Below are 23,104 nucleotides of genomic sequence, written 5' to 3' on the forward strand. Positions count from 1 at the left end.
TCACGACGGCGGGCCGGTCACCTCAAGGTGACCGGCCCGCCGTCGTACGGGGGTTTGGGCCTACAGTGCCTGCGGCTGCCATTCGCCGGTCACCAGGTAGGTGACCTTTCGTGCCACGGAGACGCCGTGGTCAGCGAACCGTTCGAAGTAGCGGCTGGCGAGGGCAACATCCACGGTGGTGGCTGGGGACTCAGCCCAATCCGGGGAAGCGATTGCCTTGAAGACGCTCAGGTGAAGGTCATCGATGCTGGTGTTGGCTTTCAGGATGTCGCGGGCCACTTCGAGGTCCCGGGTTTCCAGGAGCACGGTGAGTTTGTCCGCGATCAGCTGGTCCAGTTCGGCCATCTTCCTGAACGTCCCGGTCATGGATGCGGGGATCACCGTGGACGGGAAGCGCAGCCGGGCCAGCTGGGCGACGTGCCGGGCAAGGTCACCCATCCGCTCCAGCGAGGCGCTCATCCGTAGCGACCCGACGATCATACGGAGGTCGCTGGCTACCGGGCCCTGCAGGGCGAGGATGTCGATGGCGCGCTCGTCGAGGCTGTTCTGCAGGAAATCGATGCGGGCGTCAGCTGCGATGACGTCTTCCGCCAGGTCAACGTCGGCAACCTGGAAAGACGTGGTGGCCTTCTCCATTGCCTCACTGACCAACTTGGAAATCTCAATCAGCTGCTCACCGACCTGAGTCAGCTCTTCCTGAAAAACCTTACGCACGGGGGCGTCCTTTCTCTGGAACCCCGCCCCCAATGGCAGACGGAATTCATGTCGCCGTTCGGCACTCCAACCCGTAACTCTGCCAGCGTGCGGTGAACGAACAGTCTCTTGTAAATGAACGTTAGCTGAACCGTCTGTGCAATGGCCCCGGACGCACCGGCAAGCCACTCATCTCAGCATAAGCTGGAGCTGTGGATCCTATGCTCATCGGTGTCATCGCCGGCCTCGTCGGCCTGGCGCTCGGCACCTTTGGCGTGCTCGCATTCAGGGTCAGTGAAAAGCAGCGCCAATTTGTCGACGTCGACATGGACGAGCCTTCCCTGCCGAAAGGCGCCGCGGACGTACTGGCTGTGGTCGGCCGGGCTTTCGTGGTGGTGGACGCAGTGGACGGAGTGGTGAGAGCCAGCCCCGCGGCGTACGCCTATGGCCTGGTGCGCGGCCACACGGTGGTCCACAAGGAGCTGCTGGACATGACAGCCGGGGTGCGCCGCGACGGCGTGATCCTGGAGAAGAAGCTGGAGCTCCCGCGCGGCCCGCTGGGCCAAGGCACCATCATTGTCCAGGTGCGTGCGGCCATGCTTGGCGAGGAATACATCCTCCTGCTGGCCGACGACCGCACCGAGATCACCCGCACGGAAGAGATCCGCAACGACTTTGTTGCCAACGTATCCCACGAGCTAAAGACCCCGGTCGGGGCGATTTCCCTGCTGGCCGAGGCGTTGGAATCGTCGGCAGATGACGAACAGGCTGTCCGCCGGTTCGCCAAGCGGATGCACAAGGAATCAGCCCGGCTGGCCGCCCTCGTCCAGGACATCATCGAGCTCTCCCGGCTCCAGGGCGCCAGCGTGTCCCAAGGGGGCGGCGCCGTAGACATCAACGCGGTCATCGCCGAAGCCGTGGACCGTTCCCAGCTGCCGGCTGAAAGCAAGAAGATCCAAATTGTCGTCGGTGAACCCGCGGACGCCACAGTGTTTGGTGACCGGGACCTGCTGGTTACCGCACTGCGGAACCTGATCGATAACGCCATTCGCTATTCGCCGGAGAACACGAAGGTGGGTGTGGGCGTCCGGTCAAAGGACGGACTCATCGCCGTGTCCGTCACGGACCAGGGCGAAGGGATGACCCCGGAAGACCAGGAACGGGTCTTTGAGCGCTTCTACCGCGTGGACGCAGCCCGGTCCCGCCACACCGGCGGCACCGGCCTGGGCCTGAGCATCGTCAAGCACGTTGCATCCAACCATGGCGGTGAGGTGACGCTGTGGTCCCGGCCCGGGCAGGGTTCCACCTTCACCCTGAGGCTTCCCGAGATGGAGAGCCAGGACGAAGCCGATACTCCAGTTGTCAAAGATCGAGCCGTACCCGAGCGTGTGAAAGAGCGCCGCGTACATGAGCAAGGAGCCAGCGCTTGAGCAGGATTTTGATTGTCGAGGACGAAGAGTCGTTCAGCGACCCGCTGTCCTATTTGCTGGGCAAGGAAGGATTCGAAGTCGAGGTAGTGGATAACGGCCTCGACGCGATTACCGAGTTCGATCGGAACGGGGCGGATCTGGTCCTCCTGGACCTTCAGCTGCCCGGCCTGTCCGGAACGGAGGTCTGCCGCCAGCTGCGCCAGCGTTCCGGTGTTCCGGTCATCATGCTGACGGCCAAGGACTCGGAGATTGACAAGGTGGTCGGCCTCGAACTGGGGGCCGATGACTATGTCACCAAGCCGTATTCGTCCCGCGAACTGGTGGCTCGGGTGCGGGCCGTGCTCCGCCGCCAGGGTGAACCGGAAGAGCTGATCTCTGCCACGGTCCATGCGGGCCCCGTCCGCATGGACATTGAGCGGCACGTGGTGAGCGTGGACGGCGAACAGGTCCTCCTGCCCCTGAAGGAATTCGAGCTGCTGGAAATGCTGCTGCGGAATTCGGGCCGGGTACTGACCCGCGGGCAGTTGATCGACAGGGTCTGGGGCTCCGACTACGTGGGGGACACCAAGACCCTTGATGTGCACGTCAAGCGGCTCCGCGGCAAGATCGAGCCGGACCCGTCGGCGCCACGCTACCTGGTGACCGTCCGCGGTCTCGGCTACAAATTCGAGCCGTAGGCCAATCGCGCCGCCGGCAAACGCACGGCGTCTGCCAACCGCACGGCGCCGGCAGACGCAAAAGGAGGGGCTCCCCGGGGGAGCCCCTCCTTTTCTGCTTTGCGGCGGATGCCTGGCTGCGGCGGTTGCCTAGTGCGCTGCGGCGGAGGCGCTTGCCGATGTCGTTGCCGACGTCGACGGCGATGACGTGGGAGAAGCGGATCCGGTCGGTTGGCTGCCGGCCGGGAGGTACTCCTTGTACTCGGGCAGCGTGGCGTCCAGGACGGGCATCTGCACAGTCTTGGTGACGTTGGTGCCGTCCTCGGCGACCTTGATGTCCACGAGGGAGCCGGGAATGCCGCCGCTCGTGCTGAGGATGGCCTCGTCCGTGGACTGGTTGAGCAGGGTGTAGGAGTTTGCCTTCACCGGTACCTGCGTCTGGGAGCCCTTGGCACCGTTGACAGTAAGCTTCACGTCCTGCGAGGAAGAGTTGTAGACGGCGCCGATCAGGCGGCCCGGCTTGTCCTCACCGCTGGAGACGATCAGCATGTTCCGGAGCTGCAGCGGCCCCAGGTCCGCGCGGATACCGTCCGAGGAGGAGTACTGGTGAGTGGTCTGCTGGGGGGTGATGTAGCCGCAGCCGGTCATCGTCGCCAAGCCCAGGGCCAGAACTCCTGCCGCCAGTGCCAGTTTGCCGCTCTGGGCCCGGTTCATCGCAGTGAAACGCACGTCACGTACTCCTCGAGAGTGTGGAAACATTAATCAGCCATAGCCTAGCGGCAAACATGCACAAACGAGGATTCCTTGCGGTCACATTGTCCTTGGCAGCAGGTCCCCGGATGCACTATTATCCGCATTCGTCAAGGGGTTCGAGGGGGTCGAATCCGCCCATTTTCCGCGTATTTACGGGGTTCCGGGCCTCGTTCCAGGCCAGTCGTATGCCTGAATCGTGATAAACTGGTCTGCGGGAAAGGGGAATGTTTACATGGTATTTGAGGTCGGCGAGACAGTAGTTTACCCTCACCACGGTGCTGCAAAAATTGAAGAAATCAAGATGCGCACTGTCAAGGGCGAAGAGAAAATGTATCTCAAGCTCAAGGTGGCTCAGGGTGATCTGACCATTGAAGTTCCAGCAGAGAACGTTGACCTTGTTGGGGTCCGTGACGTAGTGGGCAAGGAAGGCCTGGAGCACGTATTCGACGTGCTTCGTGCCGAGTTCACTGAAGAGCCCACCAACTGGTCACGTAGATACAAGGCAAATCTGGAGAAACTTGCTTCCGGTGACGTCATCAAGGTAGCAGAGGTCGTCCGTGACCTTTGGCGCCGGGATCACGATCGGGGCCTTTCCGCAGGTGAGAAGCGCATGCTGGCCAAGGCCCGGCAGATTCTGATTTCAGAACTTGCACTGGCTGAAAAGACCGATGAAGAGAAGGCGGCAAGCGTTCTCGACGAGGTCCTGGCTTCCTAAGAATTGAACCTCGGTGGTGCGCAAGCACCTCCGGGGTTTCTTTTTGCCCAATTCCGCCCTGTCGCGCGCCTGCGAACCGATCCGCTGCAGGGTTCGGCAGGACTGGGCCGGGCGGGACGTAGGCTAGATGCCATGAGCAACGGACTGCCCCGCCCCGTCACCGCCGTGATCCTTGTTGCCGCCGGTTCCGGCGAAAGGCTTGGCCATGGAATGCCGAAAGCCGCAGTGCCTCTGGGCGGCGAGCCAATCCTGATGCATGCGCTCCGCGGCGTCGTGGCCTCCGGCGTAAGCAGCCAAATATGCATCGTGTTGCCGGCGGGCGCTGACGGTCTCCACGAGCTGTTGGAGGAATTCAGGCAGGAACTGGCCGACGGCGGGCCCCTCCTCACCGTCGTGGACGGCGGTGCCACCCGTGCGGAGTCAGTCCGGGCCGGTATCGGAGGCCTGATCGAGGGGATTGAAGCGGTGCTGGTGCATGATGCCGCGCGCGCGTTGACACCTGAAAATGTTTTCCATCGGGTGGTGGACTCGCTGGCCGCCGGTGCCGTTGCAGTCATTCCAGCAGTACCGGTAGTGGATACGGTCAAGACCGTCACCCGGACGAGCGGCGATGAGAGCGCCATCGCTCCGGAACTTGTCACCGGTACCGCCCCGCGGGAGGACCTTCGGTCTGTCCAGACGCCCCAGGGGTTCCGCCTGTCCACGTTGCTCCAAGCCCATAAGTCGGCGTCGCAGTTTGATGAGGCGCAGGCCGCCGCGGTCACCGACGACGCGATGCTGGTGGAACTCTTGGGCGTTCCCGTCCATGCTGTCCACGGCTCCACCCAGTCACTGAAAATCACCACACCCCTCGACCTGATCATTGCCGAGGGCCTGCTGGAAGGCCCGCTGGGCATCCGATGGGTGGAAGGTTGAGCATGGAAGAAGCGCAGATGATCCTGCCGCGCACGGGTATCGGTTTGGACGTCCACGCTTATGCCTCCGAGGATAACCCCCGTCCGCTGTGGCTTGGCGGGCTCTTGTGGGAAGGCGAACGAGGGCTTGCCGGGCACTCGGACGGGGACCCCGTAGCCCACGCTGCCGCCGATGCGCTGTTCTCCGCCGCCGGCATCGGGGACCTGGGTACCCACTTCGGGACGGACCGCCCGGAGTTCGCCGGCGCGTCGGGGGTCACGCTCCTGGCGGAGGCAGCCAGGATTGTCCGGGCGGCGGGGTTTGAGATCGGCAACGTGGCGGTGCAGTTCGTGGCCAACCGGCCCAAGTTCGGGCCACGGCGGCAGGAGTCCCAGGAGGTCCTGAGCGCGGCGGCGGAAGCCTCCGTCAGCGTCACCGCCACCACCAGTGACGGGCTGGGTTTCACCGGCCGGGCCGAAGGCATTTCCGCCATTGCCACTGCTCTGGTGTATCCCAGGCAACCGGGCCATATCGGCTAATCTGGAGCGGTGACCCTCCGTTTTTACGACACCGCATCCGCCGAAGTCCGCGACTTCGTTCCCCTCGTCCCGGGAAAGGTGAGCCTGTACTACTGCGGAGCCACGGTGCAGGGCATGCCGCATGTGGGCCACATCCGCTCTGCCATCGCCTTCGACCAGCTCACCCGCTGGCTTGAATACCGCGGCCTGCGCGTCACAGCCGTCCGCAATGTCACGGACATCGACGACAAGATCCTCACCAAATCCGCTGAGTCCTTCGAACCCGGCTTCGAGTGGGGGCCGGGCACTGTCCGCGAGGAAGAATGGTGGGCACTGGCCTACCGCTATGAGCAGGAATTCCTGAAGGCCTACGACACGCTGGGCGTGTCCCGGCCCACCTACGAACCCCGCGCCACCGGCCACATCCCGGAGATGCATGCGCTGATCCAGCAGCTGATTGACCGCGGCCACGCATATCCGGCGCTGGACGATTCCGGGGATGTGTACTTCGACGTGCGCTCCTGGGACAAATACGGGTCACTCACGCGCCAGAACATCGACGACATGCAGGGCGCCCCCGACGCCGATCCCCGCGGCAAGAGAGATCCCCGGGACTTCGCCTTGTGGAAGGGCTACAAAGAGGGAGAGCCGAGGACGGCGAGCTGGGCTTCGCCGTGGGGTGCCGGCCGGCCGGGCTGGCACCTGGAATGCTCCGCCATGGTCACCAAATACCTCGGCACCGAGTTTGATATCCATGGCGGGGGCTTGGACCTGCGCTTCCCGCACCACGAAAACGAAATGGCCCAGTCGCAGGCGGCGGGGCACGGCTTCGCCAACTTCTGGATGCACAACGGCATGGTCACCTACCAGGGCGAGAAGATGTCCAAGTCCATCGGCAACACCATCAGCCCCGCCGAGATGCTGGAGCTCGCCTCGCCCCGGGTGGTCCGGTACTACCTCGGCCAGGCCCATTACCGCTCAGTGCTGGACTACCGCCCCACCTCGCTCGAGGAAGCTGCCGCCGCCGTCGAACGCATTGACGGTTTCATCAGCCGTGCCGTCCGGGCCCTCTCCGAGGGCAATAACTACAGCTTCGCCACGTACGGTAAGGTGCCGGAGGCGTTCGAGCTGGCCATGGACGACGACCTCAACGTGCCGCAGGCCCTCGCGGTGCTGCACGAGACCGTCCGGTCCGGCAACACCGCACTGACCGAAGGCCGGCTGGAGGACGCGCGCCAGGCCCTGCGCTCCGTCCATGACATGCTCCGCGTCCTCGGCCTGAACGCAGTGGCCACCGGGGCAGCATCGGATGCCCGGGAATCCGCCGCCCTGGAGGTGCTGATCGAAGCCCAGCTCGCGGCACGTGCCCAGGCCCGGGCAACCAAGGACTGGGCTGCCTCGGACGCAATCCGGGACACGCTGAAGGCGGCCGGAGTCGCCGTCGAGGACGGTCCTGACGGCGCCACCTGGAGTCTCCAGCGGGACTGAACCGGCGGTATCTGCAGCCGAGTCAGGCGATTTTACTTGATTCAGTAGACTGGTAAGCAGACTCAGTCAAACAATCAAGGGTGGAATTCTCATGGCCAACAACGGTCGCCGGTCGGTCAAAGCAAAGAAAGGGCCAACCATCGGAACCGGTGGCCACGGCCGCAAGGCTCTGGAAGGCAAGGGCCCCACACCCAAGGCGGAGGACCGCCCGTACCACAAGGCGCACAAGAGCAAGCAGCTCGCGGAACGTTCTGCTGCCAAGCGCGGCACCGGCGCACGCAGCGCCGGTGCAGCCCGCTCCGGTCCCAAGGGACGTGCCACCGAAGAAGTGGTCACCGGCCGTAACTCAGTGGTCGAAGCACTCCGTGCCGGCATCCCCGCGAAGGCCCTGCACATTGCCATCCGGATCGAAATGGATGACCGCGTCAAGGAGTCGCTGAAGATCGCCGCCGAGCGCGGCATCCCGCTGCTCGAGACCGGTAAGCCCGAACTCGACCGCATGACCGAAGACGCCGTCCACCAGGGCCTCGTCCTGCAGATCCCGCCGTACGAATATCAGGACGCCTACGATCTCGCCGAAGAAACGGTGGAACGCTGGAAGAAGGGCCACGTCTCGAACGCGCCGCTGTTCGTAGCGCTGGACGGCATCACGGACCCGCGCAACCTGGGCGCCATCATCCGCTCCGTCTCGGCCTTCAGCGGCCACGGCGTCATCGTGCCGGAACGCCGTTCCGTGGGCGTCACTGCCTCGGCCTGGAAGACCAGTGCGGGCGCGGCCGTGCGCGTTCCGGTGGCACGTGCGGCCAACCTCAACAGCGCGCTGAAGCAGTTCAAGAACATGGGCATCTTTGTCCTGGGGCTCGACGGCGACGGCGACGTCTCACTGCCGGACCTGACCCTCGCCACGGAACCCGTCTGCATCGTGGTGGGCTCCGAGGGCAAGGGCCTGAGCCGGCTGGTCCGCGAAAACTGCGACCAGATTGTCTCCATCCCCATCGACTCCGCCATGGAGTCCCTCAACGCCTCCATGGCTGTGGGCATCTCGCTGTACGAAATCTCCCGGCAGCGCTCCGCCAAATAGCAGCCGAGCCGCGGCGCGCGGCCGGACTTTTGCTGGCTGCTGCGCTCGTTCCTCAAGCAACAACGCAGCCTACGCAAAAGCCCGGCCTCCGCCGCCCAACGCTCTCTCACTTAATGTGGGTTTTGGCCCGACGCTCTCTCACTTTCTCTAAGAAAGTGAGAGAGCGTCGCCAGTTAACCCGCGTTAAGTGAGAGAGCGTCCGGGTTAGAACTGCCGGCGGTTGGCCAATACCGGAAGCTTTTGGCGGGCTTCCTTGACCACGGCGGCGTCGAGGTCTGCGAACAGCAGCCCGGGGGCGCCGTCGAGCTCGTCCAGTACCTCCCCTAAGGGTGAGACAACCGCCGAATGGCCCACGCCCGTCGGTGCTCCATCCTTGGCCGGGACGCCCTGGGTGACGGGGTCGCCCTGCCCGCAGGCCAAGATGTACGTGGTGGAATCCAGAGCCCGGGCCCGCGCCAGGAGCTGCCACTGGTCCACCTTGCCGGGCCCCGAGGCCCAGGAAGCGCAGACGATGTTTGCGTCCACACCCCGTTCGGCGTTGGCCAGGAACAGTGCCGGAAAACGGATGTCGTAGCAGGTGGCAAGCCCAAAGGTGATTCCGCCGGCAGTGAATGTTACAGGGTCGGTGCCCGGGTCCACGGTGTCCGATTCCAGGAAACCGAACGCGTCGAAAAGGTGGACCTTGTCGTAGCTGGTCTCCACCCCAGGCCCGGTCGCGAGCAGGGTGTTGCGTACCTTTCCCGCGGAGCCGGGCGTGAACATGCCTGCCACCACCACGATTTCCAGCGAAGCCGCCACGCTGCGCACACGGGAGGCCCACGGCCCGTCCACAGGCTCCGCAATGTCCAGCAGTGAGTTACCGAACGCCCGCATGGAGGCCTCCGGAAACACCACCATGTCTGCGCCGCCGGCCTTGGCCCTCTGCGCCTGTTGTTCCAGAATGGACAGGTTAGCGGCCAGGTCCCGGCCGCTGATGATCTGAGCCAGCGCAACCCGCACTTTGTACCTCCGTGTCGACGTTTCCCTCCAGTATGCAACCCTGCATCGACACCGCACCCCCAGCAGCGGGCGGATGCCCGGTGTCACAAACGCCGGAGTGCGGCCGAACCGGCGCTGACGGCTACCATTGACCGTGATGGTTATGCCGCTATTTGACACCGCCTCCACCATGGATGCCTCTTCCGCGCATCCACTCGGTGTCAGCGTTCCGCGCTCCGGGTCCGGCACGGAGGGTGCCCTGCCGTCCGCAGCCAACGTCGCTGTTTACGCGCCGGGCGTCGAAAACCTCGAGATAGCCTACAAGGCCCCGGGAGCGGAGTGGCGTCGGCAAGCCCTTCCCAACATCACCAACGGCGTGCACCACGGGATTGTCGAGGATCTGCACATTGGGTCGCGCTATGGATTCCGTGCCGCCTCTAAGTCCAAAGCGCTGCCGCTGGCGTTTCCCATGCTGGACTTGGACGACGACGCCGGGCAGCCGCTGCTGCTCGATCCTTACGGCCGCGCGGTGGATGAGCGTGAGGGATTCCTGACTAGTGTGCGGATGGCCGCCGATTTTGACTGGGGAGCCGATCAGCGCCCGAGGCTGCATTGGCGGAATACCATCATCTACGAAGCCCATGTCCGTGGCCAGACGATGCTGCACCCCGATGTTCCCGAGGAATTGCGGGGAACGTACGCAGGCATGGCCCACCCGGCCATCATCGAGCATTTCAAAAGCCTGGGCATCACCTCGATTCAGCTGCTCCCGGTGCACTTCCACCTCGATGAGCTGCACCTGCAGGACCTCGGCCTGACCAACTACTGGGGCTACAACACCGCCGCGTTCTTCGCGCCGCATCCGGGCTATGCCACCAAGGCTGCCCAGGAGGCCGGGCCGCAGGCTGTCCAGGATGAATTCAAGGGAATGGTCAAGCTGCTCCACGCGGCCGGGCTGGAAGTGATCCTCGACGTGGTCTACAACCACACCGCCGAAGGCGGCCCCGATGGCCCCACCACCAGCTTCCGCGGCCTCGGTGAGGAAACGTATTACCGTACCGACGGCCACGGGAAATATGTGGACACTACGGGTTGCGGGAACAGCCTGAACTTTGGCCATCCGCGTGTGGTCCAGCTGGTCCTGGATTCCCTCCGGTACTGGGTGGACGAGTTTCACATCGACGGGTTCCGCTTTGACCTGGCCGTGACGCTCTGCCGGAATGCGGACAACCACTTTGATCCCCATCACCCGTTCCTGGTGGCTGTGGTTGCCGATCCTGTGCTGTCGGATGTGAAGCTTATTTCCGAACCGTGGGACGTCGGTTACGGCGGCTGGCAGACCGGCCGGTTCCCCGGCGGCTGGGTTGACTGGAACGATCACTTCCGTGATGGGGTCCGTACTTTCTGGCTCGCCGACCGCGCGGCCATTGAGTCCGGCGGGCAGGGCGGCTCCGTGGCCCGGCTGGCCGATGCCCTGTCCGGTTCGGCCGGGCTGTTTGAAGCATCGGGCCGCTCCAGGCTGGCCTCGCTCAACTTCGTTACGGCCCACGACGGCTTCACCCTCCACGACCTCGTTTCCTACGACCGTAAGCACAACGAGGCCAACGGCGAGCAGAACCGGGACGGTCATGGGGACAATCGCAGCTACAATCACGGTTCCGAAGGCCCCACCGAGGACGAGGACATCCTGGCCCAGCGGGCACAGTCCCGGCGCAACCTCATGGCCTCGATGATGATTTCCCTTGGCGTTCCCATGATCACCGCCGGTGACGAGCTGGCCCGCACCCAGCAGGGAAACAACAACGCCTACTGCCAGGACAACCCCCTGACCTGGATTGACTGGACGCGCACGCCGGAATCCCACGAGATGCTCCGCAGCACCAAGCGCTTCGTCCGGCTGCGCAAGGAGTTCCTGGCCGGTCAGCCGCACAATTTCCCGGCCCGGGACGAGCAATCATATCTCCACTGGTTCGACCACGCCGGACAACCGATGTCCATGGACCGGTGGAATGATCCGCGGCACCGGGTCATGCAGCTGCTGCTCGGCTCTGACGACGGCACGCTGGCAGGCCTCGTGGTGGTCAACGGCAGCGCTTCCGACGTGAAAATCACCCTCCCCGAGCTCACCAACGACGACGGTACGCCGCGCCGGATGTTCGAACTGCGGCTGACTACCTCGCCGCTCCACGAGATCCGCCAGGGCGGACGCGTGGCATCCGGCGAGACTGACCTCGTTGAGGCAAACTCGATCAACATCTACCGCACGTAGCTGCGGAGGGGACCAAGAATGCGCAACCGCTCTGTCGTTGCCCTGTTGCTGACCGGTCTGCTGGCCGTTGCGCTTTTCGCTTTCGGTGGCGCCGGGCTCCTTGATTCCTTGACGGGAAGCCCGACGCCGGCAGCAAGTCCCAGCGCAGCCCCGGTTCCGGAGGCTCCCGTCCACGGTCCGGCGGAAGCTTCAGGACCCGTGGCGGCGCCCGCCAACCCTTCCGGCCTGCCGGCGATCAGTGAGTCCGCGCTCCCGGCCGAAGCACGCAGGACCCTCGCGTTGATCCGTAAAGGCGGGCCCTACTCCTACAGCCAGGACGATCAGACCTTCGGCAACTTTGAACGTATCCTCCCGCGAAAGTCTTCAGGGTACTACCGCGAGTACACCGTGCCCACCCCGGGAGAATCGGACCGCGGGGCCCGCCGGATCATTGCCGGCGGCGGGGGAGAAAAATACTACACGCAGGACCATTACGCCTCATTCAAATTCATCGCAGAAGGCAGCTGAACCCCGTTATGAAGATCTACTCCGCCGACACGTGGACCATGGAAGAACTGCAGGACCAGGTGGCCGATGCCGGCCGCCGCAGCCTGCGGGTCCCCGCCGCGGACAGCAAACGGGCGGTGCTCGAAACGTTCGGTGAGGTGCTGGGCTTTCCCGAGCACTACGGCGTGAACCTGGACGCACTAAACGATTCACTCCACGATTTCGCTGACAGCATCGGCGAAAACGGCAACGCCCCGGTGACTATCCTCTGGCAGGTCGCCGCGGCATTCCGCGGCGACCGTTCCTTCGGGATCATCTGCGAGATCCTTCAGGATGCCGAGAGCTATGCCGGTAACGACCTGAGGGTCGCTGCCGTCCTCCTCTAACGGCTCAGGCGTTGACGATCAGCCCCAGTTCGGCCTTTGACGCCAATGCCTCGTGCCGGGGCAGGACTCGGACGGTGTAACCGAACGGGCCCGAGCGGTCGATCACCAGGGAGCCGCTGAACAGGTAGCGGCCACCGCCCAGGTCCTCCTTGGGCTGCAGCTCCATCATGATCACGTCCGCCAGGGTGTCGCCTTCCTCGGCGCGCCCGTAGGCGACCTCCACGGAGACATCGTCCGGTGTCAGGGTGGTCAACGCAACGTATGCGTTCACCTGCAGGGTGTCACCGATCTGCGGATCCTCAGAAACGCCCACGGAGTCAACGTGCTCCACGTGCAGCAGCGGCCAGGCAGCACGCACCTGTGCAATCCACGCTGCCAGGGACCGCGCCTGCGAGTAGGAGTCGGCCACCGCCTTGCGTCCGGCCTCCGCGGCGGGACGGTAGAGAATATTGACGTAGTCATGCAACATGCGGTCCGCGGACACGGCCGGCCCGAGGTGCGACAACGTGTGCTTGATCATGGACACCCAGTGCGTCGGTACCTTCTCGGACCCGGTGCTGGACGGTCCTGCGGCGCCGGCGCTGTCAGACACGGTGCTGCCGTAGAAGCGGGGCGCCACCTGGGTTTCCAGGAGTTCGTACAGCGCGGCAGCCTCAATATCGTCGCGTTCCTCGGGGGACGCGTCATTGTTGGCCGTGGGGATCGCCCAGCCGTTTTCGCCGTCGTACATCTCATCCCACCAGCCATCCATCACCGAGAGGTTCAGCGAACCGTTGATGGCGGCCTTCATGCCGGACGTGCCGCAGGCTTCCAGGGGGCGCAGCGGGTTATTGAGCCAGACGTCGCAGCCCGGGAACAGCGTCCTGGCCATGGCGATGTCGTAGTTCGGGAGGAACGCAATCCGGTGACGGACTTCGGGGTCGTCAGTGAACCGGACCAGGTCTTGGATCATCTTCTTGCCGGCGTCGTCCGCAGGGTGGGACTTTCCGGCGATCACCAGTTGGATCGGGTGTTCCGGGTGCAGCAACAGTGCCTTGAGGCGGTCCGGCTCACGCAGCATCAGGGTGAGCCGCTTGTAAGTAGGGACGCGGCGGGCGAAACCGATGGTCAGCACATCAGGGTCCAGCACGCTGTCTGTCCAGCGGAGTTCAGCGTCGGCCGCGCCGCGCTTTTTCCACGCGGCCCGAAGCCGGCGGCGGACGTCGTCCACCAGGGCCGAGCGCATTTCACGGCGCAGCGCCCAGACGTCGGCGTCGCTGACGTTGTAGGCAAGGTCCCAGCGTCCCTGGGTTTCGGCCTCGGGGCCGAACTGTTTCCGGGCGAGCTGGGAAATCCGGCCATCAACCCAGGTGGGCACGTGCACGCCGTTAGTGACGGAGGTGATGGGCACCTCGGAATGGTCGAAACCTGGCCACAGCGCCGAGAACATCCCGCGGGACACCTCGCCGTGCAGTTTGGCCACGCCGTTGGCCCGCTGGGCCAGCCGGAGCCCCATGACCGCCATGTTGAAGACTGACGGGTTGCCGTCGGCGTAGTTTTCGCGGCCAAGCTCCAGGATCCTGTCCACGGGCACGGCAGGCGCGAGCCCGGCCTGGAAGAAGTGCTGGATCTGGGCAATCTCGAAGCGGTCGATTCCGGCGGGCACGGGCGTGTGGGTGGTAAACACCGTGGACGCCCGGCCGGCGGCAAGCGCCTCGTCGAAAGTCAGGGCTGCCTCGCCGGACATCAGCTCCTGGATCCGCTCGATCCCGAGGAAACCGGCATGGCCCTCATTGGTGTGGAACACCTCCGGTGCTGGTGTTCCCGTGAGCCGTTGGTAAGCGCGCAGTGCCTTCACTCCGCCCATGCCCAGCAGGAGCTCCTGCTGGAGCCGGTGGTCCCCGCCACCGCCGTAGAGCCGGTCGGTGACGCCCCGGGCGGCGTCGTCGTTGCCCGGAACGTTGGAATCCAGGAGCAGCAACGGAACACGCCCGACGTCGGCGCGCCAGATGTGTGCCAGGAGCCGCCTGCCGTTGGGGAGCGGCAGGGAGATCTGCAGCGGCCGGCCGTTGTTGTCCGGGGACGGTTCGCGGAGCAGGGTCAGGGGCAGGCCGTCCGGATCGAGGACAGGATATGTTTCCTGCTGCCAGGCGTCTCGGGACAGCGACTGCTTGAAGTAGCCGGCCTGGTACAGGAGGCCAACACCGATGAGGGGCACGCCAAGGTCGGACGCCGCCTTAAGGTGGTCTCCGGCCAGGATGCCCAGACCGCCGGAGTACTGCGGGAGTACCTCGGTGATGCCAAATTCGGGCGAGAAATAGGCGATGGCGGCGGGGGCATCTGCGCCCAGGCCCTGGTACCAGCGGGGCTCATCAAGGTAGCGGTCAAGGTCCTCAGCGGCGGTGCGGACGCGTTCCACCACGGACTGGTCCGCGGCCAGGGCCTGGAACTCCTCGCGGCTGACCCGGCCAAGGAAGCTGACGGGATCCTGCTCGCTTTCCTCCCACTTTCGCGGGTTCAGACTGGCGAAAAGTTCCCGGGTGGGCCGGTGCCAGGACCAACGCAGGTTGGTCGCCAACCGGACCAACGGACGGATCGGCTCGGGGAGGACGGTTCTGACGGTAAATCTGCGGATTGCCTTCACCTGCGCCACACTAACCGACAACCTCAACAGCGGGAACTGCTTTGGCTTTCTTTTAGGTAAATGACAGTTGACGCCGTGGATAAGACGAATCGCCGGGACAAAAAACCATGCAGGCTTAGCAATCTGGGCCATTTCTCGCTAACGTCGAGCATGTGACGACTAACTCAGGAACCATGGCCGCCTCCAAGAAAAAGCCCAAAGGCAAGATCACCGACGGTCTCAGGTTTGGCCGTTTTCCCATCACCGCCGTACAGCCTGTGGTCGAGGGTGGGAAATACCCTGCCAAGGCATTGCCGGGCGAAGGAATCGTGGTCGGTGCCACCGCTTTCCGGGAAGGCCATGACCAACTCGGCGTCAGCGCCGTCCTCCTGGATCCCCGCGGGAAGGAACGCCAGCGCATCCGGCTGGCGCCGCCCAGGGGGGAACGCGGCCTCGGCACCGATCGCTGGGAGGGCGTCCTCACGCCGTCGGCCGTTGGAAACTGGACTTTCTTCATTGAGGCCTGGCACGACCGCTATGGAACCTGGCACCACAATGCCGAGGTCAAGGTGGCCGCGGGCATCGATGTGGAGCTGATGCTCGCCGAAGGCGAGGCGCTTCTCCTTGACGCGGCCGACGACGTCTCCCGCAACGCGTCGGACCGGCGCACCCTGCGCATGGCTGCTTCGGCCCTGGGCAACACCTCCCTCACCGCGGAGGAGCGCCTCGCCGGCGGCTTCAGTGCCGACGTGGCCGCCGTCGTGGACCGCCAGCCGATCCGTGAACTGATCACCGTGTCCGAGCAGTTCCCGCTGCTGGTTGAGCGCGACCTCGCCGGCCGCGGGGCCTGGTACGAATTCTTCCCCCGGTCCGAAGGTGCCGTACGGGACCACTCCACCGGGGCATGGACCTCAGGTAACTTCCGGACGGCGGCAAAGCGGCTGGATGCGGTGGCGGCCATGGGCTTCGACGTCATCTACATGCCGCCGATCCACCCGATCGGCGTGCAGCACCGCAAGGGTCCGAACAACACGCTCATCGCCGGCCCGCACGATCCCGGCTCGCCCTGGGCGATTGGCGCCAAGGAAGGCGGCCATGACGCGATCCACCCGGACCTGGGCACGTTCGAGGACTTTGACGCTTTTGTGGCCCGCGCCAATGAACTGGGCCTCGAGGTAGCCCTCGACCTGGCCCTGCAGGCCGCACCGGACCATCCGTGGGTTGAATCCCACCCGGAATGGTTCACCACCCGGGTGGACGGCAGCATCGCCTACGCGGAGAATCCGCCGAAGAAGTACCAGGACATCTTCCCGCTCAACTTCGACAATGATCCTGAAGGACTCGCCAAGGAGATCCTCCGGGTAGTGCAGTTGTGGGTCAGCCACGGCGTCAAGATCTTCCGGGTGGATAACCCGCACACCAAGCCCGTGTGGTTTTGGGAGTGGCTCATCGCCCAGGTCAACAAAAAGACGCCCGGCGTGGTGTTCCTTGCTGAAGCGTTTACCAGGCCCGCCATGATGCACGCCCTGGGCCGGGCCGGTTTCCAGCAGTCCTACACCTACTTCACGTGGCGGAACACGAAGGAAGAACTGGAAACGTATTTCACGGAGGTCAGCCACGAGTCCTCTGCGTACTTCCGCCCCAATTTCTTCGTCAACACCCCCGATATCCTCACCGAATACCTTCAGTTCGGGGGGCCCGCGGCGTTCAAGATCCGCGCGGCGCTGGCCTCCACCGCCAGCCCGCTCTGGGGCGTTTACGCCGGCTACGAACTTTACGAGCACGTGGCGCGCCCCGGTGCGGAGGAGTACATCGACAACGAAAAGTTCGAGTACAAGGCCCGCGACTGGGACGCCGCTGCGGAGTCAGGCCGTACCCTTGCGCCGTACCTGACCAGGCTCAACAGCATCCGGCACACCCACCCGGCGCTCCAGGACCTGCAGAACCTGACAGTCCACCACAGCACTGATGACGCCACGGTGGTGTACTCCAAGCACAAGACCCTGCCGGACGGCACCAAGGACACCATCATTGTGGTGGTCAACGTAGATCCGCACGGCACCAGGGAGAGCACGGTTTCGCTGGATCTCGCCGCTTTGGAACTCGACCCCGAGGACCTGTCGCCTAACGGCGGGTTCCGGGTGGAGGACCTCATTACCGGCGAAACCTGGGAATGGGGCGAATACAATTACGTCCGCCTGGACGCGCACGTCGAACCCGCACACATTCTTAGCGTGAGGAGAGCGCATCAGTGAGTTTTAACCCGCAGAGTTCCAGCCAGCATTTCACCCCCAAGAGCACGTTTGAACTAAACGCCCCAGGCCTGGCCCACGATCCTCTGTGGTATCGGAAGGCCGTGTTTTACGAGGTACTAGTCAGGGCGTTTGCGGATGCCAACGGGGACGGTTCGGGCGATTTTTCGGGCCTCATTGACCGGCTGGACTACCTGCAGTGGCTCGGTGTGGACTGCCTCTGGCTTCCGCCGTTCTTCCAGTCGCCGTTGCGGGACGGCGGCTATGACATCTCGGACTACAACTCCGTGCTGGACGAGTTCGGGACCATCAGCGACTTCAAGCGGCTGGTTGCCGAAGCCCATGCCCGCGGCGTCCGGGTGATCATCGATCTGCCGCTAAACCACACCTCAGATCAGCACCCCTGGTTCCAGGAATCGCGCAAGGACCCGGAGGGCCCGTTCGGGGACTTCTATGTGTGGAGCGATACCGATGAGAAGTACCAGGACGCCCGCATTATCTTCGTGGACACGGAGGAGTCCAACTGGACCTTCGATCCCATCCGCCGGCAGTTCTTCTGGCACCGCTTCTTCAGCCACCAGCCCGACCTGAACTTCGAGAACCCCCGAGTGATCGAAGCACTCTTTGACGTGGTGCGGTTCTGGCTTGACCAGGGCATTGACGGGTTCAGGGCCGACGCGATCCCCTATCTTTTTGAGGAAGAGGGGACGAACTGCGAAAACCTGCCTGCCACGCACGATTTCCTGCGGAAACTGCGGGCCATGGTGGACGAAAGCTACCCGGGCCGTGTCATCATCGCCGAGGCCAACCAGCCACCCAACGAAGTGGTGGAGTACTTCGGGACTGCGGAAGAGCCGGAATGCCACATGGCTTTCCACTTTCCCATCATGCCGCGGCTCTACTACGCACTGCGCGACCAGAAGGCCGCACCCATCATCGAGACGATGCAGGATACCCCGGAGATTCCCGAGGGGGCCCAGTGGGGGACGTTCCTGCGGAACCACGATGAGCTGACCTTGGAGATGGTCACTGCGGACGAACGGGCGGCCATGCTGGGATGGTATGCCCCGGACCCCCGGATGCGGGCCAACATCGGTATCCGTCGCCGGCTGGCGCCCCTGCTGGATAACTCCCGGGCCGAGATCGAACTGATCAACGCCCTGCTCCTGTCGCTGCCGGGCAGTCCGTTCCTGTACTACGGTGACGAGATCGGCATGGGCGACAACATCTGGCTCGAGGATCGCGATGCCGTGCGCACGCCGATGCAGTGGAACCCGGACCGCAACGCCGGTTTCTCCCACGCCGATCCGGGAAAGCTGTACCTGCCCGTGATCCAGTCGCTGGTGTACAACTACAACATGGCGAATGTGGAAGCCGAGGCCGCCCATTCCGGGTCACTGCTCCGCTGGACCCGTCAGATCCTCAGCGTCCGTAAGAACCATCCGGTCTTCGGCCTCGGTGCCTTCAAACACGTCGAAGCGGACCATGACGCCGTGGTGTCCTACCTTCGGGAGCTCTCGGACGACAACCCCGCAGGGGAGCCCGGGGAAGTCATTCTGTGCGCGTTTAACCTTTCCCAGCACCCGGTCGCGGCGAAACTGCGGATTCCGCAGTACGCCGGCCGCGGACTCCGCGACGTTTTCGGAGGCCAGCCCTTCCCGGGGATCGATGAGGACGGATCGTTGACCCTGACGCTGGGAAGCCACGACTTCTTCTGGCTGCGGGTCCGCTCGGCAGCATCGAATCCTTCCTCCCCGCAGACGCAAGCGCTTCCCATTCTGCCGCTTAGGAACTGATATGACTCAGCCAACTCTCACAGCCACGCTGAGCGACGTCCTGCGTGAATGGCTCCCGCGCCAGCGCTGGTTCCCGGTTAAGTCAGCGGAGTTTTCGCTGGAGCAGGCAGGCAGCCTAGGGCTTGAGGACGCGGCCGGGCAGGCCGGGCTGGAGGTCCTCCTGCTGGCAGTTACTGCGCGGACGGCCGACGGCGGACAGCGCACCGATGTGGTCCAGGTTCCCCTGAGCTATCGCGAAGCCCCCCTCACCGGCGGTGAAAACGCGTTGGTGGGGCGGGCACCCGAGGCCGGGATGCCCTGGATTTACGACGCCGTGCATGATCCGTCCTTCGTGTCTGCGTGGCTTGAACTGATCCGATCGGAGTCGGCCTCGCCCGCAGGTGCGGCGACCGGGCACCGAACGTCCTCGAACCACCGGCTGCCCACGGCCCACGGCATGGTCAAAGTCCTTTCCGGTGAGCAGTCCAACAGTTCTGTGATTGTTGACGACGGCGACTCGGCGGCGATCGTAAAGTTCTTCCGTGTGCTCTCCGAGGGCACAAACCCTGAGGTCGAGGTTGGTGCGGCCCTGACCGCCGAGGGTACCTCCGAGGTCCCTGCCACCCTCGGCTGGGTGCGGGGGGAGTGGCAGACGGCTGCCCAACTGGCGGGGGAGGCCGTGCCAGGTCCCCGGCAGGCGCAGGGCGAACTGGCTGTTGCCCATGAATTCCTTGCCGGCGGCCGCGACGCCTGGCGCCTCGCTGTGGATGCCGCCCGCACCGGATCCGACTTCACCACGGAAGCACGCGCCCTCGGCGCCGCAACGGCTACGGTTCACCGCAGGCTGGCTGCCGCGTTTGGAACCTCCGTCGAGGCAGTCCCTGGCCACGTGATTGCCCCCGGGGTAGCCCAGCGCGTGCGGCAGGCATGGGCGGAAGCCGCTGCCGCCGTCGGGCCCTACGACGAGGCGCTGCAGGCGCTGCTGCGCGAACTCGACGGCGTGGAAGCAGGCCCTCTGCAGCGGATCCACGGAGACCTCCACCTCGGCCAGATCCTGCAGGTGCCCGGCCAGGGCGGCGAACCCGGCCGCTGGGCCATCCTCGATTTTGAAGGCGAGCCCCTGCGGCCCATTTCGGAACGCAATTTCCCTGACGTCCCGCTCCGGGATGTCGTAGGGATGCTGCGGTCCTTCGACTACGCGGCCGGCGCGGCTGAACGGGAATACCAAGGGGCCCGCGTTCCGGCATCCTGGGTCGACGACTGTGCGGACGCGTTCCTCGCAGGCTACGCCTCCGTCACGCCTGGCACCATCGACCGTGCTTCGCCGCTCTTTGTGGCATTGTGGCTGGACAAGGCGCTCTACGAAGTCGTTTATGAATTGCGGAACAGACCTGACTGGCTGGCCATTCCAACGAATGCGTCCAGGCGGCTCCTCAGCGTTAAAGGCTCTGGCGATCATGCCCGGGCAGCATCGGAAGGTATCAACATGACAGGTTCAGCACCTACAGACAGGCCGAGTGCGCCGCTTCACGTGGATGAGGCCACTTTGGGCCAGGTGGCCAACGGTGAGCACCATGCTCCGCACTCGGTGCTCGGCGCCCACCTGGACAGCCATGGCCACGTAACGGTCCGGACGGTCAAGCACCTGGCGGAGTCAGTGACTGTGGTGACCGCCGCCGGTTCGGTTCCCATGACCCACGAGAAATTCGGTGTGTGGGTGGCCGTGATGGAGCCGCTCCAGGCCGGCCATGTGCCTGACTACCGCCTGGAGGTTACTTACCCGGGCGCGGGACCTGTGACGATGGACGAACCGTACCGCTACCTGCCCACGGTGGGCGAAGTGGACCTGCACTTGATCGGCGAAGGGCGGCACGAAAAGCTTTGGGAGGTCCTCGGCGCCCACGTCCAGCATTACAAGTCCTCGCTGGGCGACGTGGACGGCGTTTCCTTCGCCGTCTGGGCACCAAACGCGCAGGCAGTCCGGGTCAAAGGCGACTTCAACGAGTGGGACGGCCGCGAGAACTCGCTCCGCTCGCTGGGGTCCTCAGGCGTCTGGGAAGTCTTTATTCCCGGCGTTTTAGCAGGGGCGTGCTACAAATTCGAGATCCGGACCAAGCACGGCAACTGGGTCGAAAAAGCTGACCCGCTGGCGTTCGGCACCGAGGTCCCGCCGCTGACAGCTTCCAGGGTGGTTGAGCCGTCCTACGCGTTCAAGGACGCCGAATGGATGGAGGCACGCGCCCAGCGCGATCCCCACAATTCCCCGATGAGCGTCTACGAAGTCCACCTCGGATCGTGGCGCCTTGGCCTGGGCTACCGTGAGCTTGCCAAGGAACTGGTGGACTACGTCAAGTGGCTCGGCTTCACGCACGTGGAGTTCATGCCAGTGGCCGAACACCCCTTCGGCGGTTCCTGGGGCTACCAGGTGACGTCATACTTTGCACCGACCTCGCGCTTTGGCCACCCTGACGAATTCCGGTTCCTGGTGGACTCGCTGCACCAGGCCGGCATCGGTGTGCTCCTGGACTGGGTACCGGCGCACTTCCCGAAGGATGCCTGGGCGCTCGCCCAGTTTGACGGCCAGCCGCTGTACGAGCACGCCGATCCGAACCTGGGCGAACACCCGGACTGGGGAACGCTGATCTTCGACTTCGGCCGGACCGAGGTGCGCAACTTCCTGGTGGCCAACGCGCTGTACTGGCTCGATGAGTTCCACATTGACGGACTCCGCGTGGATGCTGTGGCTTCCATGTTGTACCTGGACTACTCGCGGGAAGACGGGCAGTGGTCGCCCAACCGTTTCGGTGGCCGCGAAAACCTCGAAGCCATCTCCTTCCTGCAGGAAGTGAACGCAACTGTCTACAAGACCCACCCGGGCGCGGTAATGATTGCCGAGGAGTCCACCGCTTTCCCCGGCGTGACTGCCCCAACGAGCCATGGCGGTTTGGGCTTCGGCCTGAAGTGGAACATGGGCTGGATGCATGATTCCCTCAAGTACACTTCCGAGGACCCGGTCAACCGCAAATGGCACCACGGGACGGTCACGTTCTCCATGGTGTACGCGTTCACTGAGAACTTCCTGCTGCCCATCAGCCACGACGAAGTTGTGCACGGCAAGGGTTCCATGCTCCGGAAGATGCCGGGCGACCGCTGGCAGCAACTGGCCAACCTGCGTGCCTTCACTGCCTACCAGTGGGCACACCCAGGCAAGCAGCTCATCTTTATGGGAACCGAGTTCGGCCAGGAGGCCGAGTGGTCCGAACAGCACGGACTCGACTGGTACCTCGCCGACATTCCCGCGCACCGCGGAGTGCAGCTCCTCACCAAGGATCTGAATGAGATCTACAGCGCGACGCCCGCCCTCTATGAGCGGGACAACGAACCTGGCGGTTTCCAGTGGATCAATGGTGGCGACGCCGACCGCAACGTCCTGACCTTTATCCGCTGGGACAAGGACGGCAATCCGCTGGTCTGTGCCATCAACTTCTCCGGCGGTCCGCATGTGGGATACGACCTAGGTGTTCCCGCAGCCGGGGCCTGGGTTGAGGTGCTCAACACCGACGCAGAGACCTATGGTGGATCGGGTGTTCTCAATGCCGGTCCGTTGACTGCCACGGATAAGGGGCTCGACGGTCAGCCGGCGACGCTTACTGTGACCTTGCCGCCGCTGGGCGCAGCGTACTTCAAACCCGGCGCACCGTTGGCCGGTGGGCAGGCCACCAGCGGACAGCCAGCTGTGAAGCCCGTCTCTTAAAGCCGACGCGAAAAGCCCGGAATCCCTTGAGATTCCGGGCTTTTTGGTTGCCCTCCGGAGAGGCTCAGGGAGCCCGACCCGGGGTCGGGTGGCTAACCCTGCAAAGTGCTGGTAGAGTTTATTTCCGCGCTGCTCCACGGAGTCAGACGGAAAAACCGACACGAAAGCCCAAGGCTGACGAGTGTCGCGGAGGCCGGTTTGACAAGAGTGGGACCAGCCGGTAAGTTTGAAAAGTTGCTCCGGAGCGATCCACGGTTGTTTAGTGCTGGTGGTGGTGCCGGGTGTGTCTGTTGTTTGAGAACTCAATAGTGTGCCAAGTTTGTTGATACCAATTTTTTGTATTGAATTGGTTGAATTTGCCGGGTCTGGCCTGC

At 64.2% G+C, this 23,104-nt stretch carries 17 protein-coding genes; 13 read left to right on the forward strand and 4 right to left on the reverse strand.

Going from position 1 to position 23,104, the window contains the following annotated elements; translation table 11 throughout:
• Window positions 1-60: 60 nt before the first annotated feature.
• Complete coding sequence (phoU, locus tag AB4Y73_RS16525) at window positions 61-714, reverse strand: phosphate signaling complex protein PhoU (RefSeq protein ID WP_441873008.1); 654 nt, start codon at window positions 712-714, stop codon at window positions 61-63.
• Window positions 715-914: 200 nt separating this feature from the next.
• Here phoU and AB4Y73_RS16530 point away from each other — a divergent pair, with 200 nt between their 5' ends.
• On the forward strand, window positions 915-2,123 hold the full coding sequence (locus AB4Y73_RS16530) for a sensor histidine kinase (protein ID WP_441873043.1): 1,209 nt from the start codon (window positions 915-917) through the stop codon (window positions 2,121-2,123).
• Entirely contained in the window at window positions 2,120-2,800 is a 681-nt protein-coding gene (locus AB4Y73_RS16535; protein WP_441873010.1) for a response regulator, read from the forward strand. Before AB4Y73_RS16530 ends, AB4Y73_RS16535 begins: the two co-directional genes overlap by 4 nt.
• 129 nt (window positions 2,801-2,929) lie before the next feature.
• On the opposite strand, the gene AB4Y73_RS16540 is transcribed toward AB4Y73_RS16535, so the two are convergent.
• Complete coding sequence (locus AB4Y73_RS16540) at window positions 2,930-3,493, reverse strand: hypothetical protein (protein WP_441873045.1); 564 nt, start codon at window positions 3,491-3,493, stop codon at window positions 2,930-2,932.
• Between the two features lie 271 nt (window positions 3,494-3,764).
• On the opposite strand from AB4Y73_RS16540, the gene AB4Y73_RS16545 reads away from it, so the two are divergent.
• The 5 genes from AB4Y73_RS16545 to rlmB all read left to right on the forward strand — a co-directional run bounded on the left by AB4Y73_RS16545 (window position 3,765) and on the right by rlmB (window position 8,228).
• Window positions 3,765-4,247, forward strand: a complete 483-nt coding sequence (locus AB4Y73_RS16545) for a CarD family transcriptional regulator (protein WP_026266570.1) — start codon at window positions 3,765-3,767, stop codon at window positions 4,245-4,247.
• A gap of 132 nt (window positions 4,248-4,379) precedes the next feature.
• A complete protein-coding gene (gene ispD, locus AB4Y73_RS16550) occupies window positions 4,380-5,162 on the forward strand; it encodes a 2-C-methyl-D-erythritol 4-phosphate cytidylyltransferase (protein ID WP_441873012.1) in 783 nt (260 codons plus the stop codon).
• Between the two features lie 2 nt (window positions 5,163-5,164).
• Entirely contained in the window at window positions 5,165-5,680 is a 516-nt protein-coding gene (gene ispF, locus AB4Y73_RS16555) for a 2-C-methyl-D-erythritol 2,4-cyclodiphosphate synthase (RefSeq protein ID WP_441873014.1), read from the forward strand.
• Window positions 5,681-5,689: 9 nt separating this feature from the next.
• A complete protein-coding gene (cysS, locus tag AB4Y73_RS16560; RefSeq protein ID WP_441873016.1) occupies window positions 5,690-7,147 on the forward strand; it encodes a cysteine--tRNA ligase in 1,458 nt (485 codons plus the stop codon).
• A gap of 91 nt (window positions 7,148-7,238) precedes the next feature.
• Window positions 7,239-8,228 (forward strand): 23S rRNA (guanosine(2251)-2'-O)-methyltransferase RlmB, encoded by a 990-nt coding sequence (rlmB, locus tag AB4Y73_RS16565; RefSeq protein WP_441873018.1) that lies wholly within the window; start codon window positions 7,239-7,241, stop codon window positions 8,226-8,228.
• A gap of 204 nt (window positions 8,229-8,432) precedes the next feature.
• On the opposite strand, the gene AB4Y73_RS16570 is transcribed toward rlmB, so the two are convergent.
• Entirely contained in the window at window positions 8,433-9,227 is a 795-nt protein-coding gene (locus tag AB4Y73_RS16570; protein ID WP_441873020.1) for a carbon-nitrogen hydrolase family protein, read from the reverse strand.
• 136 nt (window positions 9,228-9,363) lie between these two features.
• Between AB4Y73_RS16570 and glgX the strand changes: the two genes are divergently transcribed.
• Genes glgX through AB4Y73_RS16585 form a run of 3 tightly spaced genes read left to right on the forward strand, consistent with a single transcriptional unit; the run spans window position 9,364 to window position 12,347 of the window.
• Complete coding sequence (gene glgX, locus AB4Y73_RS16575) at window positions 9,364-11,475, forward strand: glycogen debranching protein GlgX (RefSeq protein WP_441873022.1); 2,112 nt, start codon at window positions 9,364-9,366, stop codon at window positions 11,473-11,475.
• 18 nt (window positions 11,476-11,493) lie between these two features.
• A complete protein-coding gene (locus tag AB4Y73_RS16580; RefSeq protein WP_441873024.1) occupies window positions 11,494-11,982 on the forward strand; it encodes a ribonuclease domain-containing protein in 489 nt (162 codons plus the stop codon).
• Window positions 11,983-11,990: 8 nt separating this feature from the next.
• Window positions 11,991-12,347 (forward strand): barstar family protein, encoded by a 357-nt coding sequence (locus tag AB4Y73_RS16585; RefSeq protein WP_441873026.1) that lies wholly within the window; start codon window positions 11,991-11,993, stop codon window positions 12,345-12,347.
• Between the two features lie 4 nt (window positions 12,348-12,351).
• Here the strand turns inward: AB4Y73_RS16585 and glgP are convergent, their stop codons facing one another.
• Window positions 12,352-14,970 carry an alpha-glucan family phosphorylase gene (gene glgP / locus AB4Y73_RS16590; RefSeq protein WP_441873027.1) on the reverse strand — a complete coding sequence of 873 codons (2,619 nt, stop codon included), beginning with the start codon at window positions 14,968-14,970 and terminating at the stop codon, window positions 12,352-12,354.
• A 173-nt stretch (window positions 14,971-15,143) separates the two neighbouring features.
• Between glgP and AB4Y73_RS16595 the strand changes: the two genes are divergently transcribed.
• The 3 genes from AB4Y73_RS16595 to AB4Y73_RS16605 are packed head-to-tail and all read left to right on the forward strand — an operon-like array spanning window position 15,144 to window position 22,730.
• Window positions 15,144-17,204, forward strand: coding sequence for an alpha-1,4-glucan--maltose-1-phosphate maltosyltransferase (locus AB4Y73_RS16595; protein ID WP_441873047.1), 2,061 nt, complete (start codon window positions 15,144-15,146; stop codon window positions 17,202-17,204).
• Window positions 17,201-18,997, forward strand: coding sequence for a maltose alpha-D-glucosyltransferase (gene treS, locus AB4Y73_RS16600; RefSeq protein WP_441873029.1), 1,797 nt, complete (start codon window positions 17,201-17,203; stop codon window positions 18,995-18,997). The genes AB4Y73_RS16595 and treS overlap by 4 nt, the downstream gene beginning before the upstream one ends.
• 1 nt (window position 18,998) lies before the next feature.
• Window positions 18,999-22,730, forward strand: coding sequence for a 1,4-alpha-glucan branching enzyme (locus tag AB4Y73_RS16605; RefSeq protein WP_441873031.1), 3,732 nt, complete (start codon window positions 18,999-19,001; stop codon window positions 22,728-22,730).
• Window positions 22,731-23,104: the final 374 nt, after the last annotated feature.

This window comes from Pseudarthrobacter sp. TAF60_1 (assembly GCF_052113505.1).
In the GTDB taxonomy this organism is placed as follows: domain Bacteria; phylum Actinomycetota; class Actinomycetes; order Actinomycetales; family Micrococcaceae; genus Arthrobacter.